13 protein-coding genes are annotated in these 15048 nt (G+C 60.4%); 11 read left to right on the forward strand and 2 right to left on the reverse strand.

Annotated elements, in window-relative coordinates; genetic code table 11:
* Nucleotides 1-19: 19 nt before the first annotated feature.
* The 10 genes from M8013_RS11315 to rlmB all read left to right on the forward strand — a co-directional run bounded on the left by M8013_RS11315 (nt 20) and on the right by rlmB (nt 9870).
* On the forward strand, nt 20-1027 hold the full coding sequence (locus M8013_RS11315) for a taurine ABC transporter substrate-binding protein (RefSeq protein ID WP_271267901.1): 1008 nt from the start codon (nt 20-22) through the stop codon (nt 1025-1027).
* On the forward strand, nt 1024-1794 hold the full coding sequence (locus tag M8013_RS11320; RefSeq protein ID WP_271267902.1) for an ABC transporter permease: 771 nt from the start codon (nt 1024-1026) through the stop codon (nt 1792-1794). The genes M8013_RS11315 and M8013_RS11320 overlap by 4 nt, the downstream gene beginning before the upstream one ends.
* Complete coding sequence (locus M8013_RS11325) at nt 1794-2570, forward strand: ABC transporter ATP-binding protein (RefSeq protein WP_271267903.1); 777 nt, start codon at nt 1794-1796, stop codon at nt 2568-2570. Before M8013_RS11320 ends, M8013_RS11325 begins: the two co-directional genes overlap by 1 nt.
* Nucleotides 2571-2623: 53 nt before the next feature.
* The gene (locus M8013_RS11330; RefSeq protein WP_271267904.1) at nt 2624-3841 is read left to right on the forward strand and encodes a M20 family metallopeptidase; all 1218 of its coding nucleotides are present in this window, start codon (nt 2624-2626) and stop codon (nt 3839-3841) included.
* A 22-nt stretch (nt 3842-3863) separates the two neighbouring features.
* Entirely contained in the window at nt 3864-5426 is a 1563-nt protein-coding gene (locus tag M8013_RS11335) for an ABC transporter substrate-binding protein (RefSeq protein ID WP_271267905.1), read from the forward strand.
* Between the two features lie 12 nt (nt 5427-5438).
* Nucleotides 5439-6395: an ABC transporter permease gene (locus tag M8013_RS11340; RefSeq protein WP_271267906.1), complete on the forward strand. Its 957-nt coding sequence runs from the start codon at nt 5439-5441 to the stop codon at nt 6393-6395.
* Nucleotides 6392-7252, forward strand: coding sequence for an ABC transporter permease (locus M8013_RS11345; protein WP_271267907.1), 861 nt, complete (start codon nt 6392-6394; stop codon nt 7250-7252). The genes M8013_RS11340 and M8013_RS11345 overlap by 4 nt, the downstream gene beginning before the upstream one ends.
* Entirely contained in the window at nt 7245-8234 is a 990-nt protein-coding gene (locus tag M8013_RS11350) for an ABC transporter ATP-binding protein (protein ID WP_271267908.1), read from the forward strand. Before M8013_RS11345 ends, M8013_RS11350 begins: the two co-directional genes overlap by 8 nt.
* Complete coding sequence (locus tag M8013_RS11355; protein ID WP_271267909.1) at nt 8231-9031, forward strand: ATP-binding cassette domain-containing protein; 801 nt, start codon at nt 8231-8233, stop codon at nt 9029-9031. Before M8013_RS11350 ends, M8013_RS11355 begins: the two co-directional genes overlap by 4 nt.
* 107 nt (nt 9032-9138) lie before the next feature.
* Entirely contained in the window at nt 9139-9870 is a 732-nt protein-coding gene (gene rlmB, locus M8013_RS11360; RefSeq protein WP_271267910.1) for a 23S rRNA (guanosine(2251)-2'-O)-methyltransferase RlmB, read from the forward strand.
* 98 nt (nt 9871-9968) lie between these two features.
* Here the strand turns inward: rlmB and M8013_RS11365 are convergent, their stop codons facing one another.
* On the reverse strand, nt 9969-11258 hold the full coding sequence (locus M8013_RS11365) for an MFS transporter (protein WP_271267911.1): 1290 nt from the start codon (nt 11256-11258) through the stop codon (nt 9969-9971).
* A 160-nt stretch (nt 11259-11418) separates the two neighbouring features.
* Between M8013_RS11365 and M8013_RS11370 the strand changes: the two genes are divergently transcribed.
* Entirely contained in the window at nt 11419-13041 is a 1623-nt protein-coding gene (locus tag M8013_RS11370; protein ID WP_271267912.1) for an isovaleryl-CoA dehydrogenase, read from the forward strand.
* A 3-nt stretch (nt 13042-13044) separates the two neighbouring features.
* Here the strand turns inward: M8013_RS11370 and M8013_RS11375 are convergent, their stop codons facing one another.
* Entirely contained in the window at nt 13045-14970 is a 1926-nt protein-coding gene (locus tag M8013_RS11375; protein ID WP_271267913.1) for a methyl-accepting chemotaxis protein, read from the reverse strand.
* Between the last annotated feature and the right edge of the window lie 78 nt (nt 14971-15048).

Here is a 15048-nt window from a genome sequence, read left to right on the forward strand (position 1 = left end):
TTTTAACGGGATAAATAAAATGAAGAAAAGTATCTGCTTATTACTGGCGGCGGGTGGCTTATGGGCAAATTTCAGTTATGCAGCCAATCCTGCTGAAGTGCGGGTGGCATTTAGCGGAGGCTCGCAGGTATTAATGCTGGCAAAAGCCGACGGCTCGCTGGATAAAGCATTAAACAGCAAAGTGAAGTGGGTGCAATTTGCCTCCGGTGCCGATGCGTTAAATTATTTCGCCAGCAACGCGATTGATATTGCCAACTTTGGATCCAGCCCGGCAACGGCCGGTATTGTCAGAAAACTGCCGGTCGAAATTATTGGCGTCTCCGGCGTCATTGCCAGCTACGAACGTCTGATCGGCAAAGACGGTATTGCCAGCATCAAGGATATCGAAGGTAAACGCGTCGCCTACCCACCGAACTCAACCGCTCAGTACGCGCTGGAAGCGGCAATCAGCGTTAACAAACTCGACCGCAGCAAGATCACCCTGTTGCCGCTGCGTCCGGCAGAAATGGTGGCAGCCTGGAAACGGGGTGACATAGATGCGGGCTACGTCTGGGCACCTTTTGCTCAGGAGTTGGAGTCCTCCGGCGGGCATCAGGTGTTTGCCACCAAAGACCTGCAAAAAGAGGGCTACCTGATCTACAACAACTACGTGGTGCGTAAAGCCTTTGCCGAGCAGTACCCGCAGGCGGTGAGTGCTTTCCTGCGCGTCCACCAGCAAAAAGTGGATGAGTTCAAGCAAGACCCGGAACGCGCCGCCGCGATTGTCGCCAAAGAGGTCGGCGCCCCGGTGACTACCGCCGCCAATACCCTCGGCGGGCTGGAATACCCGACGCTGGCCCAGCAGGGCACCGCAGAGTGGCTGGGTAATGGCACGCACACCTCCGACAGCGGCATTGGCAAAGCGCTGAGCAAAACCTCCAGCTTCCTGGCGGGCATCGGTGAGATCCGCCAGCGTGATATTCCGGCCAACTGGGATACAGCGATCGAATCGCGCTACATCCGTGATGCGGCGGTAGCCGCGCAATGAGATTGAGTCAGCATATCGCCATCAGCATCCTGTCGGTGGCGGTGTTCTTTATCGTCTGGCAGGTGGCGGCCACCCGGCAGTGGGTCGATCCGCTGCTGCTGCCGTCGCTCACCGATATCGGCCTCACCACCGAAGAGTTGCTGGCCGATGGCTATCGTCAGGTGCCGCTCTGGCAACACATTGCCGTCAGCCTGGCGCGTGCCCTCGGCGCGTTTGCGGTGGCGATTATCATCGGGATTCCGCTGGGCCTGTTGATGGGGCTGTCCGATGGCCTGGCGGCGGTGCTCAACCCGTTTGTGCAGTTTCTGCGTCCGCTGCCCAAGATCGCGCTGATCCCGCTGGCCGTCGTCTGGCTGGGGATTGGCGAGGCCTCCAAATTCTTCCTGATCTTTATCGCCACCTTTTTGAGCGTGGTGGTCGGGGCCTCTGCGGCGGTGGATCGCATTGGCCGGGCAAGGATCCGGGTGGCACAAACGCTGGGCGCATCGCGTCAGCAGATTTTCCTGCGCGTGGTGCTGCCGGATGCCCTGCCGGATCTGTTCACCACTGTCAGGCTGTCGATTGGTATCGGCTGGACGTCGCTGATTGCGGCGGAGATGGTCGCGGCCAGCTCTGGCCTCGGCTGGATGGTGATCAACGCCAGCTCCTATTTGCGCACCGATATCGTGATGCTCGGCATTTTGCTGCTCGGCGGTATTGGCTATCTGCTGGACCTGCTTTTGCTGGGCTTGCAGCGGCTGGTTGTACCCTGGGCGGGGAAAGAATAATGAGTGCCATCACGCTGGAAAATGTCTCGCTCGCGTTTGCGGCGAAACCGCAGCCCTTCACGGTGCTGGAAGATATCAACCTCTCCCTGAGCAAGGGGGAATTTGTGGTGCTGCTGGGGCCGTCGGGCTGCGGGAAATCCACCATTCTGAACCTGGTGGCCGGGTTTACTCAGCCGGATAGCGGTCGGGTGGCGGCAGGGGGGAAAACGGTGCGCCAGCCGGGACCGGACCGCGGGATGATCTTCCAGCAGCCGAATCTGTTCCCGTGGCTGTCGGTGCTGGACAACGTCACCTTTGGCCCGCGCCTTGGCAAACACCGTAAAGACGCAACCAACGCGCTGGCGCATGACTGGCTGGCGCGCGTGGGGCTGAAAGGATTTGAGCATCACGCCCCCTGGCAGCTCTCCGGCGGCATGAAGCAGCGCGTGGCGCTGGCCCGCGCCTGGCTGCCGCAGCCGGAAGTGCTGCTGCTGGATGAACCCTTCGGCGCGCTAGATGCGCAGACCCGCCTGATGATGCAGGAGCTGCTGCGTGACGCCTGGCTGTCCACCGGCACCACGCTGCTGTTCGTGACCCACGATGTGGAAGAGGCGCTGTTTCTCGCCGATCGCATCCTGATCATGTCGGCAAAACCCGGGAAAATCGTCGAAGAGATCGCGCTGCCGTTTGGGCGCGAGCGCGACATCGAAACCCTTGCCGAACACCCGCGCTACAGCGAGATCAAGCATCACGTTTTGCACCGGGTGCGCCAGGAGGCGAAGCGGCACTTAGGGTAAACACCATTCCCGGCGTCGGGAATGCATTAACTGTCATGACTGAGGTGGAAGCAATGAGCAGCAGCGAATTACGAGACCGTCTGGAAACCAGTATTCAGCAGCACCGGGATGCGTACGTGGCAATAGCCAAAGATATTCATGCCCATCCTGAAACCGGCAATAACGAATATTACGCCAGCGGGCTGCTGACGCAGCTGCTGGAAAAACATGGCTTTAGCGTCACCGTCAACGTCGCCGGACACGAGACAGCCTTCTACGCGGTCAAGGAGAGCGGCAAGCCCGGTCCGACCATCGCCTATCTGGCGGAATACGATGCGCTGATCGATATCGGTCACGCCTGCGGGCATAACATCATCGGCGTCACCAGTATTGCGGCGGCGATTGCGCTGGCCGACACGCTTGACCACACCGGGGGCAAAGTGGTGGTGCTGGGCACGCCTGCGGAAGAGGGCGGGCTGCGCGGCAAAGGGGGCGCGAACGGCAATGTGAAGGCCCGCTTTGTGGAGCACGGCTTCCTGAAGGAGGTCGACGTCGCGCTGATGGTTCACCCGGCAGGCAAAACGCGCCTCTCAGGCCCGTCGCTGGCGAACAACCATCTCTACTTCCATTTCTACGGCAAACCCTCCCATGCGGGCAGCTCGCCGCATAAAGGGGTAAATGCGCTGGATGCGCTGGTGCTGCTGTACAACGGCATCAGCGTGCTGCGCCAGCAACTGCCGGACGGGATCCGCGTCCATGGCATCATCACCAACGGCGGGCAAGCGCCAAACGTGATCCCGGAATACGCCTCTGCCCACTACTACATCCGCGCCCACACCCGGGAAGCGGTGCTGGCGCTCGAGCCACGCATTCGGGCGATTGCCGACGGCGTTGCGCTGGCAACCGGCACGACCGTGAAAATCGAACACCAGGTCGGTCCGCGTGATTTCAATATCAACCACACCCTCAATGGCGCCCTGCAGGAAGAGTTCACCGCTGCGGGCGAACAGGTAGAGCTGAAAGAGAAAGAGGGGCTGGGTTCGACCGACGCTGGCGACATCAGCCACGCCGTGCCAACCGCGCATCCGTACATCAAGATTGGTCCGGACGATCTGATCGGCCACACCGTGGCCTTCCGCGAAGCGGCCAACTCCACCCAGGGGTACAACGCACTGGTGACCGGGGCGCAAGTACTGGCGCGCACCGGGTTGCGCCTGCTGACCGATGCCGCGCTGCTGCAGGCAGCAAAAGACGAATTTGCCGGGCGCACCACCGCGACCCAGGCCGCTTAACGTAGACCGGAGCGATAGAATAATGAAAATGCTGTTTTCTGCCGCCACGCTATTGCTGGCGGCGGTTTTACCCCTGGGAAGCGCACAGGCGCAAAGCGTGGATCGTAATGCGACCCTGAATATTGCCTACGGCAACCGTCCGGGCACGCTGGATCCCTATCTGACCACCAACAATGCCACCTCGGACGTGGACCGGCATATCTTCGAAACGCTGTTCACCATCAATGCGAAATTCGAGCCGGTACCGGAGCTGGTGCAGAGCTACACCCTGAGCGAGGATCGCAAAACCTACACTCTGGTGCTGCGCGACGGGATCCATTTTCACGACGGTCAACGGCTGACTGCCGACGACGTGGTGGCCTCGATGAATCGCTGGCTGGCGGTCTCCACCCAGGGCAAAGCCAACCTGCCGGGCGTGCAGTTCAGCAAAGTGGATGACAAAACCGTAGCCTTCACCCTGGCGGCACCCTCGCTTATCACCCTCAACGTGCTGGCCGATGTGAAGAACATCGCCGCCATCATGCCAAAGCGGATTATTGATGCGGCCAACAGCAGCAAGAAGCCGGTGACCGACCTCATCGGTACCGGCCCTTACAAGCTGGCCGAGTTTAAGCCCGGTGATTACCTGCACTTAACCCGTTATGACCAGTATCAGTCGCGCACCGAGCCTGCGAGCGGGCTCGCAGGGCAGAAAAAAGCGGACGTGAAAGATATCTGGTTCCGCTACATCACCGACGAATCGACCCGCCTCGCCGGGGCGATGACCGGGGAATACGATCTCGTCTTCCAGCTGCCGAAGGACAATATTGATACCCTGAGCAGTGCGCCGGATCTGTCCCTGTTTCAGCCGCAGGGCGGCGGATCCTTGATCACCTATCTGTTCAACAAAAACCAGGGGCCGTTTGCTAACGTGAAGCTGCGTCAGGCCTTTAATCTGGCGCTCGACGTGCATCAGACTCTGCTGGCAGGCTACAGCGATCCGCGCTTCTTCAAAGAGGATCCGTCGCTGGGCTTCCCGGATCAGGTGGACTGGTACAGCGAGGCGGGCAAGCCTTACTGGAACCAGCACAAGCTGGAGGAGGCGCGCGCGCTGGTCAAAACGTCGGGCTATAACGGCGAAGAGGTGGTGATCATCGCCACCAAAGAGTATGCCGAGCTGTACAACCTGGCGATTGTTGCCCAGCAGGTGCTGAAGCAGATCGGCGTCAAATCCCGACTGGACGTCTACGACTGGCCGACCGTGCTGCAGCGCCGGCAGGATCCGAAAAACTTCGATCTCTGCGCGCTGGAGTTCTCCATGCGCCAGGTTCTGCATCAGTATCCGTTCCTCGACTCCCGCGCCAAATTCCCCGGCCTGAGCAACAGCCCGGAGATCGACAGCGTGCTGGATGCGATCAAGCAGGCTCCGTCGCTACAAGAGGCAAAACCGCTGGTGGACAAACTCAACGTGCTCAGTTGGCAATATTTGCCGGTGATCGTGCTGGGACGCACCACCCCGGATGCGGTGGCGATCAAAAATAACGTTAAGGGCTTTGAGGATCTGATTGGCCCCATTCTGTGGAACGTTAGCGTGACGCAGCCCTGACCGGAGAAGGCGATGAAAAGATATCTGTTTCACCGCCTGCTGGCACTGCTACCGGTGCTGCTGGTGGTGTCGGTAGTGGTGTTTTGTCTGATTCACCTGGCGCCGGGCGACCCGGCGCTGGTGATTCTCGGTAACGATGCCAGCCCGCAGGACGTTGCGGCGATGCGCCAGCAGATGGGGCTGGATCGGCCGATGCTGGTTCAGTTTGTCAGCTGGTTTGGCGACATTCTGACCGGCAACCTGGGGCATTCCCTGTTTCTGGATACCAGCGTGATGACCCTGTTTTTACAGCATCTGACTCCCACGCTGGCGCTGGCGTTGTATGCGCAAGCCATCGCGCTGGTGCTGGGCCTGACGGGCGGCGTACTCAGCGCCTGGCAGCACGGTAGCCTGACGGATCGCGCTATTCGCATGCTGGCGACGTTCGGGATGTCGGTACCGGGGTTTCTGCTCGGCCTGTTTCTGATCTTCTTTTTTGCCGTGCAGCTGCGCTGGTTCCCGGTGGTGGGGTATCGCTCGAGCAATGACGCCTTCTGGCTCAACGTCTGGTATCTGACCCTCCCGGCGATTGCGCTGGGGTTACGCATTGCGGCGCTGATCGCGCGTATGACCCGGGCGGTCATGCTGGACGTCATGCAGGAGCCATTTATCAGCACCGCCAGAGCCAAAGGGGTGCCGGAGCGGTGGGTGCTGCTGCGCCACACGCTGAAAAACAGCCTGATCCCGATCCTCACCATCTGCGGCGAATCCTTTGCCTCGCTGGTGACGGGCACGATCGTTATTGAAAGCGTGTTCGGTATCCCCGGCATCGGATCGCTGATTGTGGATTCGATCGAGCGGCGCGACGTGACGGTGATCCAGGGCGTGGTGCTGTTGCTCACCGTCTGCTATGTGCTGATCAATCTGGCCGTGGATCTGTTGAGTTATCTCGCCGATCCGCGTCTCTCCGTCGACGGGGGTGAAAAATGATCCCGATGCGTCATCCGGCTCTGTTGATCTGGCCTGCGGTGCTGGCCGCGATCGTCCTGCTGTCGTTTTTTGCCAGCGGCTTAAGCCCTTACGATCCCTACAGTATCGATCCGTTAAGTCGCCTGAAGCCCCCCTCTGCCGCACACTGGTTCGGTACCGACAACTTTGGTCGGGATCTGTTTGTGCGGGTGGCGCTGGCGGTGCGGGTGTCATTCTCGGTGGGTGCCGCCGTCGCGGTAATTGCGGGCATCACGGGGATGGTGGTCGGGCTGCTGTGCGCCTGGTATCACCCGGTTGATCGGGTGTTAATGCGCGTCTGCGATGGTCTGTTTGCGTTCCCTTCGCTGCTGCTGGCCATCGCCATTGTCGGGGTGCTGGGGCCAAATATTGCCAACGTGGTGCTGGCCCTGTCGCTGGTGTATGTCCCGTCGATTGCCCGGGTGATCCGCGGGGCGGCGAGGGTGATTAAAGAGAAGAACTTTATCGAAGCGCTGCGGGCGCAGGGAGCGAGCGCCTCGCGCATCATCTGGCTGCATCTGCTGCCCAACGTCATTTCACCCTTTATCGTGCAGGTCAGCTGGGTCTTTTCAGTGGCGATCCTCACCGAAGCGGCGCTCAGCTTCCTCGGCTCTGGGGTTCCGGCCCCGATGCCCAGCCTCGGCAATTTACTGCTGGAAGGGAAAGCAGTGATCTTCACCGCCTGGTGGATGACCTTCTTCCCCGGTATCGCCATCGTGCTGCTGATCCTCGGGCTGAACATCATTGGCGACGACCTGCGCGACAGCGCCGATCCGGGGCTTAAACCGCTGCCGCGCCACGTCTTACGTCTGTTAAAACAAGGAGGACGCCATGGCTGAGGCACTGCTTCAGGTCAACGACCTGGCGGTCAGTTTCGCCACCCGTCAGGGCATTATCTCCCCGGTACGCGGCGTCTCATTTCAGGTGAATGCCCATGAAACGCTGGGCATTATTGGTGAGTCCGGCTGCGGTAAAAGCGTTACGGCGCAGGCGCTGATGGGACTGCTCTCGCCGCGCACCAGCCGGGTTGAGGGCGAGGTGATTCTGGCAGGCACAGCGCTGCACCGGCTGTCGGCACACGCCCGTCGACAGATGAGCGGGCGCGACATGGCGATGATTTTCCAGGATCCGCTTGCCAGTCTGAATCCGGTGATGACCATTGGTGCGCAGATTGACGAAAGCCTGCGGCTGCATACGACGCGGACGCGCGCGCAGCGGCAGACGAAAACTCTCGCGCTGCTCGCGCAGGTCGGCATACCCGATCCCGGGCGCTGTGCCAGCGCCTGGCCGCATGAGCTCTCCGGCGGGATGCGCCAGCGGGTGATGATTGCAATGGCCATCGCCACTTCGCCGTCGCTGCTGATTGCCGATGAACCCACCACCGCCCTCGATGCGACCATTCAGGCGCAAATCCTCGATCTGCTCGACGCGCTGAAGCAGGAGACCGGGATGGGGATCGTGATTATCACCCACGACCTGAGCGTGGTGGCCAGATTGTGCCAGCGGGTGGTAGTGCTGTACGCCGGGCAGGTGGTGGAAGAGACCGATGTCTATACGCTGTTTGAGCGCCCGCGCCATCCTTACACCCGTGCGCTGCTGGCGGCGCGTCCGTCGGCCGATCATCCGCCGAAAACGCCGCTGGCCGAAATTGGCGGGCAGGTGCCGTCCCTGCATGCGCTGCCGCAGGGCTGTACCTATGCCGATCGCTGCCCGCTGGCACAGCCTCGCTGTCGGGGACAGGCGCCCGAGCTGCGCGCCGTGGGGCGCGATACGCAGCGGGTTCGCTGCTGGCGAGCCGACGAGACAGGAGCCATGACATGACTACCCCTTTACTGAGCGTTAATCAGCTGTCGAAAACCTTCCAGCGCCGCGGGCAGTCCGTGGCGGCGGTAGACCGGGTGAGCTTTACGCTCAATGCGGGCGAAACCTGGGCGCTGGTGGGCGAGTCCGGCAGCGGCAAAAGCACCACCGGACGGCTGGTGCTGGGGCTTACACCGGCAAGCGGGGGCGACATTCAGTTTGAAGGGCGCTCGCTGGCGGATTTAAACTCCAGTGGGTGGAAGCGCGTGCGCCGCGATATGCAGATGATTTTTCAGGATCCGCTCTCTTCGCTCGACCCGAAGCGCACCGTCGGCTACAGCCTGGAAGAGCCGTTGATTATCCACGGCATCGGCAAGCGTAAAACCCAGGTCGCCGGGATGCTGGAGCAGGTGGGCCTGCGCCCGCAGGATGCCGCCCGCTATCCGCATGAGTTTTCCGGCGGCCAGCGCCAGCGCATCGGGATTGCCCGGGCGCTGATCCTCAAGCCCAAGCTGATTATCTGCGATGAGCCGGTATCGGCGCTGGACGTGTCGATTCAGTCGCAGATCCTCAATCTGCTGATGGGGCTGCAGCGCGAGTACGGGCTGGCATACCTGTTTATCTCTCACGACCTGAATGTGGTGCGCCATATTGCCGATCGGGTGGGGGTGATGCACCGTGGCAGGATCGTGGAACAGGGTGAAACACAACGTATTTTTACGCATCCGCAGCAGGAGTATACCCGTTATTTACTCAACGCTATTTTGCCTGCGCACCCGGTTGCGGCAGGCGCGGGGCAAGTGGTGGTGAATGGCTAACGCCGACAAGGGTCGATTTGGGCGCAGTGTCGGTTATACTAGGCGCAAGTGACCTGTTTCACGGCCCAATTTAACCCGGCGCACCCCGCCTAAAACGAGTAAGTTTAATGAGTGATATGATTTACGGCATCCATGCGGTGCAGGCCCTGCTGGAGCGCGCCCCGGAGCGTTTTCAGGAAGTTTTTATTCTGAAAGGGCGTGAAGATAAACGCCTGCTGCCGCTGATCCACGCCCTCGAAGCACAAGGCGTGGTGATCCAGCTGGCCAGCCGCCAGTTCCTCGATGAGAAAAGCGAGGGTGCGGTACACCAGGGGATCATTGCCCGCGCGAAACCAGGCCGCCAGTATCAGGAAAACGATCTGCCGGATCTGATCGCCAGCCTGGAAAAACCGTTCTTCCTGATCCTCGACGGCGTGACCGATCCGCACAACCTCGGCGCGTGCCTGCGAAGCGCTGACGCTGCGGGTGTGCATGCGGTGATCGTGCCTAAAGATCGCTCTGCGCAGCTGAACGCCACGGCGAAGAAAGTGGCCTGCGGCGCGGCGGAAAACGTTCCGCTGATCCGCGTGACCAACCTGGCGCGCACCATGCGTCAGTTGCAGGAAGAGAACATCTGGATCGTCGGCACCGCTGGCGAAGCCGACCATACCCTGTTCCAGAGCAAAATGACCGGCCCTATGGCGCTGGTGATGGGTGCAGAAGGCGAAGGCATGCGTCGTCTGACCCGCGAGCACTGCGACGAGCTGATCAGCATTCCGATGGCGGGCAGCGTGTCATCCCTGAACGTCTCCGTAGCAACCGGCATCTGCCTGTTCGAAGCGGTACGCCAGCGCGGGTAAGTCTTTGTGGTTTTGCCGGGTGGCGGCTACGCCTTACCCGGCCTACCAAAAAGCCCCATCCCGTAGGCCCGGTAAGCGCAGCGCCACCGGGCAATTTGTCACTCTTCTAACGATCGCAAATGGTCGTCTTTATTCAGCGTCATCAGCGCCACGATACTCACTACTGCCGTTGCCATCACGTAATAGGCCGGAATATCCAGATTGCCCGTCTCTTTGATAAGCCCGGTAATGATCAATCCCGCGCAGCCCGAGAAAATCGCGTTCGACAGCGAGTAGGCCAGACCCAGCCCGGTATAACGCACCCGCGTCGGGAACATCTCCGACAGCATCGCCGGTCCCGGACCTGCCAGCATTCCCACCAGACCGCCCGCAATCAGTACCACAATCGCTTTCACCGCCAGCGTGCTGGATTCTGCCTGCAACATTTTCAGCAGCGGCAGGGCGAGGATCAACAGCAGCGCGGCGGCAATAACCATCACCGTCCGGCGCCCGATGCGGTCACTCAGTATTCCTGACGGGATAATGGTCAGGGCAAAACCAATATTGGAGATCACCGCAATCAGCAGCGCTTGATTAAAACCGGTATGCAGCGCCGATTGCAGATAGGCGGGCATGATCACCAGATAGGTATACCCGGCTGCAGACCACACCATCACCCGACCGATGCCCATGACGATCGCTTTCAGGGTTGCCGACGTCTGCGCTTTCACCGCCACCGGTTTTGCCTGCTGCTTCACAAAGCTCGGCGTCTCTTCCATGCTCACCCGCAGCCACAGGGCCACGGCCCCCAGCGGCAGCGCAATAAAGAACGGAATACGCCAGCCCCAGTCATGCAGTGCCTCTGGCGTCAGCAACGCTGAGAGCAGCGCCACGATCCCTGCCCCGGCCAGCAGGCCCAGCGCCACGGTAAAGGACTGCCAGGCACCGTACAACCCGCGCTTGCCGCGCGGGGCGAACTCGGTCATCAGCGACACCGCGCCGCCGTATTCGCCGCCCGCGAACAGTCCCTGCAGGATCCGCAGGCCAGTAATGATAAGCGGTGCAGCAATGCCGATACTGGCATACACCGGCACCAGCCCAATCGCCGCCGTCGCCAGGGTCATCAGCACCAGCACAATAATCAACGTCGGTTTACGCCCGATCCGATCGCCGATCCGGCCAAAGACGATGGCACCCAGCGGCCGAAAGAAGAACGCGATGGCGAAGGAGGCGTAGGTGAGGATCAGGCTGGTCAGCCCCGCTTCACCGTCCAGCTGAAAAAAGTTTTTCGCAATGACGGTGGCCATAAAACCGTACACCGCAAACTCATACCATTCGATGAAGTTACCAATCGAGCCTGCAATTAACGCGCGCTTATGGGCTTCTGGCGCAAGTTGAGTAGAGTGCATCGTGATTCTCCCTGAGAAATGAGAATAAATTATTCACCATAAGCTGACATGGAAATTAATTATTCTTAGGTTGTGTGAGCTGTTTCACGCTTGCAGAGCGCAATACCTCCTTTCGTAGCGTCCATACTTACCTTCATTGCCATTGAAGGAGGGACACAACATGCACTGGCAAACGCATACGGTTTTCAATCAGCCTTTACCGCTGACTAACAGTAATCTTTTCCTCTCTGACCGCGCCCTGTGTGAAGCGATCCACCGTGAAGGCGCCGAATGGGACGCCGACCTGCTCGCCAGTATCGGCCAGCAGCTGGGTACCGCAGAATCACTGGAGTTAGGCAGGCTCGCCAACGTCAATCCGCCGGAACTGCTGCGCTATGATGCCAGCGGCACGCGGCTGGACGACGTGCGCTTTCACCCCGCGTGGCACCTGCTGATGCAGGGGCTGTGCGCCAACCGGGTGCACAACCTGGCGTGGGAAGAGGACGCGCGCAAAGGCTCGTTCGTGGCCCGGGCGGCGCGTTTTGTTCTGCATGCGCAGGTGGAGGCGGGCACGCTGTGCCCTGTCACCATGACCTTTGCCGCCACGCCGCTGCTGCAACAGGCGCTGCCGCGAGGCTTGCACGACTGGCTAACGCCGCTGCTCAGCGACCGGTATGACTCGCACCTGGCGCCAGGCAACCAAAAGCGCGGCCTGCTGATTGGAATGGGGATGACGGAAAAACAGGGTGGGTCAGATGTCCTTAGCAACACCACCCGGGCGGAGCGCTGCAGCGACGGCAGTTACCGGCTGGTGGGCCATAAATGGTTTTTATCGGTGCCGCAAAGCGATGCACATCTGGTGCTGGCGCAGGCAAAAGGTGGGCTGTCGTGCTTTTTCGTTCCGCGTTTTCTGCCCGACGGTCTGCGCAATGCCGTGCATCTGGAGCGGCTCAAGGACAAGCTGGGCAATCGTTCAAACGCCAGCAGCGAGGCCGAGTTTCTCGACGCCACCGGCTGGCTGCTGGGTGAAGAGGGCGAAGGCGTGCGCCAGATCCTTAAGATGGGTGGATTAACCCGCTTTGACTGCGCCCTCGGCAGCCATGGTCAGATGCGCCGCGCACTCTCGGTGGCGCTGTATCACGCCCACCAGCGCCAGACCTTTGGCAAAAATCTTATCGATCAGCCGCTGATGCGCGACGTGCTGAGCCGGATGGCACTGCAGCTGGAGGGGCAAACCGCGCTGCTGTTCCGTCTGGCGCGAGCCTGGGATCGTCGTGCTGACGAACAGGAGGCTTTGTGGGCCCGGCTGTTTACCCCGGCGGCAAAGTTTGCCCTCTGCAAGGCCGGGATCCCGTTTGTCGCCGAGGCGATGGAGGTCCTCGGCGGGATCGGCTACTGCGAAGAGAGCGAACTGCCGCGGCTGTACCGCGAGATGCCGGTCAACAGTATCTGGGAGGGCTCGGGGAATATCATGGGGCTGGACGTGCTGCGGGTGCTGGCGAAGCAGCCCGCCGTTATTGAGATGCTGTTTGCAGATTTTGCCGAAGTGAAAGGGCAGGACCGCCATTTCGATCGCAGCTGGCGACAGCTGCAGCAAAAACTGCGTAAGCCGCAGGAGGCACAGGGCAGGGAAATCGCCCGGCAGATTTATCTGCTGGGCGCGGGGGCGCAGATGCTGCGCCATACGTCGCCGCCGATGGCGCAGGCCTGGTGCCGTGAAATGCTCGACGCCCGTGGCGGTTCCCTGCTCAGCGCGCAGGTGCAGGACGACCTGCTGCTGCGCGCCACGGGCGGCGTAGCATGAGTGTTACAGGCGGAACAGGCTGACCAGATCGGTCAGGTGCGATCCTTTCCCCCGCAGGGTCTGCGCCGTCTCTTCGCTGCGTGAAACGCGGTCAGCGTTGATATGTGACGCTTCACCGATATGCGCCATTGCCAGATTAACCTGACCGATGCCTGCCGACTGTTCGCGGGAAGCGTGGTTAATCTCCGTGACCAACTGGTTGATATTGTCGATGTGCGCGGTAATGCTTTCCATCGCCTGACGGGTCTGCTCCGACAGGGCGTGGCCCTCACTCACTTTACTGAGCGTATCGCCAATCAGCTGTTCAATCTCTTTCACCGCGTTGGCGCTGCGCGCGGCCAGGGCGCGGACTTCCTGCGCCACCACGGCGAAGCCCTTACCGTGCTCACCTGCCCGGGCGGCCTCAACGGCGGCGTTCAGTGCCAGAATATTGGTCTGGAAAGCGATCCCCTCAATCACCCGCGTGATGGCTTCGATACGTTTCGATGCTTCGCGAATATCATCCATGGTCGAGACTGCATTACTGACGGTCTCCCCGCCCTGATGTACCGCCCGGGAGGTTTCACCTACCAGCTGCTGGGTCTGCTCCATATTGGCCGCATTCTGCTGCACGGTGGCCGCCAGTTGTTCCATGCTGGCGGAGGTCTCTTCCACGCTGCTGGCCTGCTTGTTGATCTGCGCAGAGATCTCGCCGGTATCCGCCGCCAGAGCGTTGGTTCCCAGATGGATATCTCCCGCCGCTTCTCGCACCTGCAGCACGATTTTTTGCAGTCCGCCACCAATACCGTTGATGGCATTGATCAGCTGGCCAACCTCATCCTGACGGCTGGCTGGAAGGGTGGCGCGCAGATCGCCTGAAGCATACTGTTGAGCAAGACCAATCACGTCGCGCAGCGGGCGTGTCAGCCAGCGGCGGATAATAAACACGAACAGCATGGCGAAAAGTGCAGACAGCACCACGCCGGCCAGCAGGAAGCGATCGCGCAGGCTGGTCACGTCGGCCAGCAGTACGGTTTTATCCACCTGGCCCACAATCGTCCAGTTCCATCCCGGAAGCGGGGTCCAGGCCATAATCAGCGTGCGGCCATCGGCGCTCTGGCGCTCCAGCGTGCCGGGACGATCGCCCAGCAGTTGCTGCTGAACAGCGTTCTCCCATTTCGGTAATTGCCCCTCTTCTGCGCTGTGGAACAGGTACTGGCCGTGATTTTTGCCATTACTGCGATCCAGCACGAAGAAACGGCCACTCTCGCCCAGACGGCGGCCGAGGATCTTCTCGCGCATGACGTTCCATGAGTGGGTAATGTCGACCCCAACGAAAATAATGGCGATCACCTGTCCGCCCGCGTCTTTTACCGGTTGGTACTGGGTGATGTAGCGTTTGCCGAACAGCAGAGCGAGGCCGCGATACACCTCGCCTTTGGTGACCATCGCCCAGGCCGGGCTGGCATGATCCAGTACCGTACCGATGGCCCGGTCACCGTTCTCTTTACGCAGCGAGGTTGCCACGCGGACAAAGTCGTCGCCGCTGCGGACAAACAGCGTCGAGATAGCGCCGGTGCGATTCAGAAAATCATCGGGCGTGGTGTTGTTCTCATGGAGTTCCGTATCGTTGCCTTTCAGCAACGGGACGGTCTGACCGTTGATGGTGCGGGTCTGACTGGCATCAAGGTTCAGCGGCTGCGGCAAAAAGGTGGTAAACAGGCGGGTATAGCTCTCCACCTCTTCGGTGAGGCTGGTATCGAACATCTGCACCATGTCCACTACGCCGGTAGACTGATTATGCAGATCTTCTATGGCCAGTGATTCGAGTTTTTGACTGGTGTTATAGCTCAGAAGAAAAGTGAACAGCAGAAAGAGTGTAGCCACACTCAAGCCGGTAAGCAGCGATAGCTTAGTGCCCAGACCTGCACGGCGAAAAAAATTGATCATAAATTGCTCATTGCTAAAAAGGTATCGCTTTTCAACGGCAGAGCGGGGATAACATTTATTGAGTTTATGTAACTAAAT

This window comes from Silvania confinis (genome assembly GCF_025564085.1).
Taxonomy (GTDB): Bacteria; Pseudomonadota; Gammaproteobacteria; order Enterobacterales; family Enterobacteriaceae; genus Enterobacter; species Enterobacter confinis.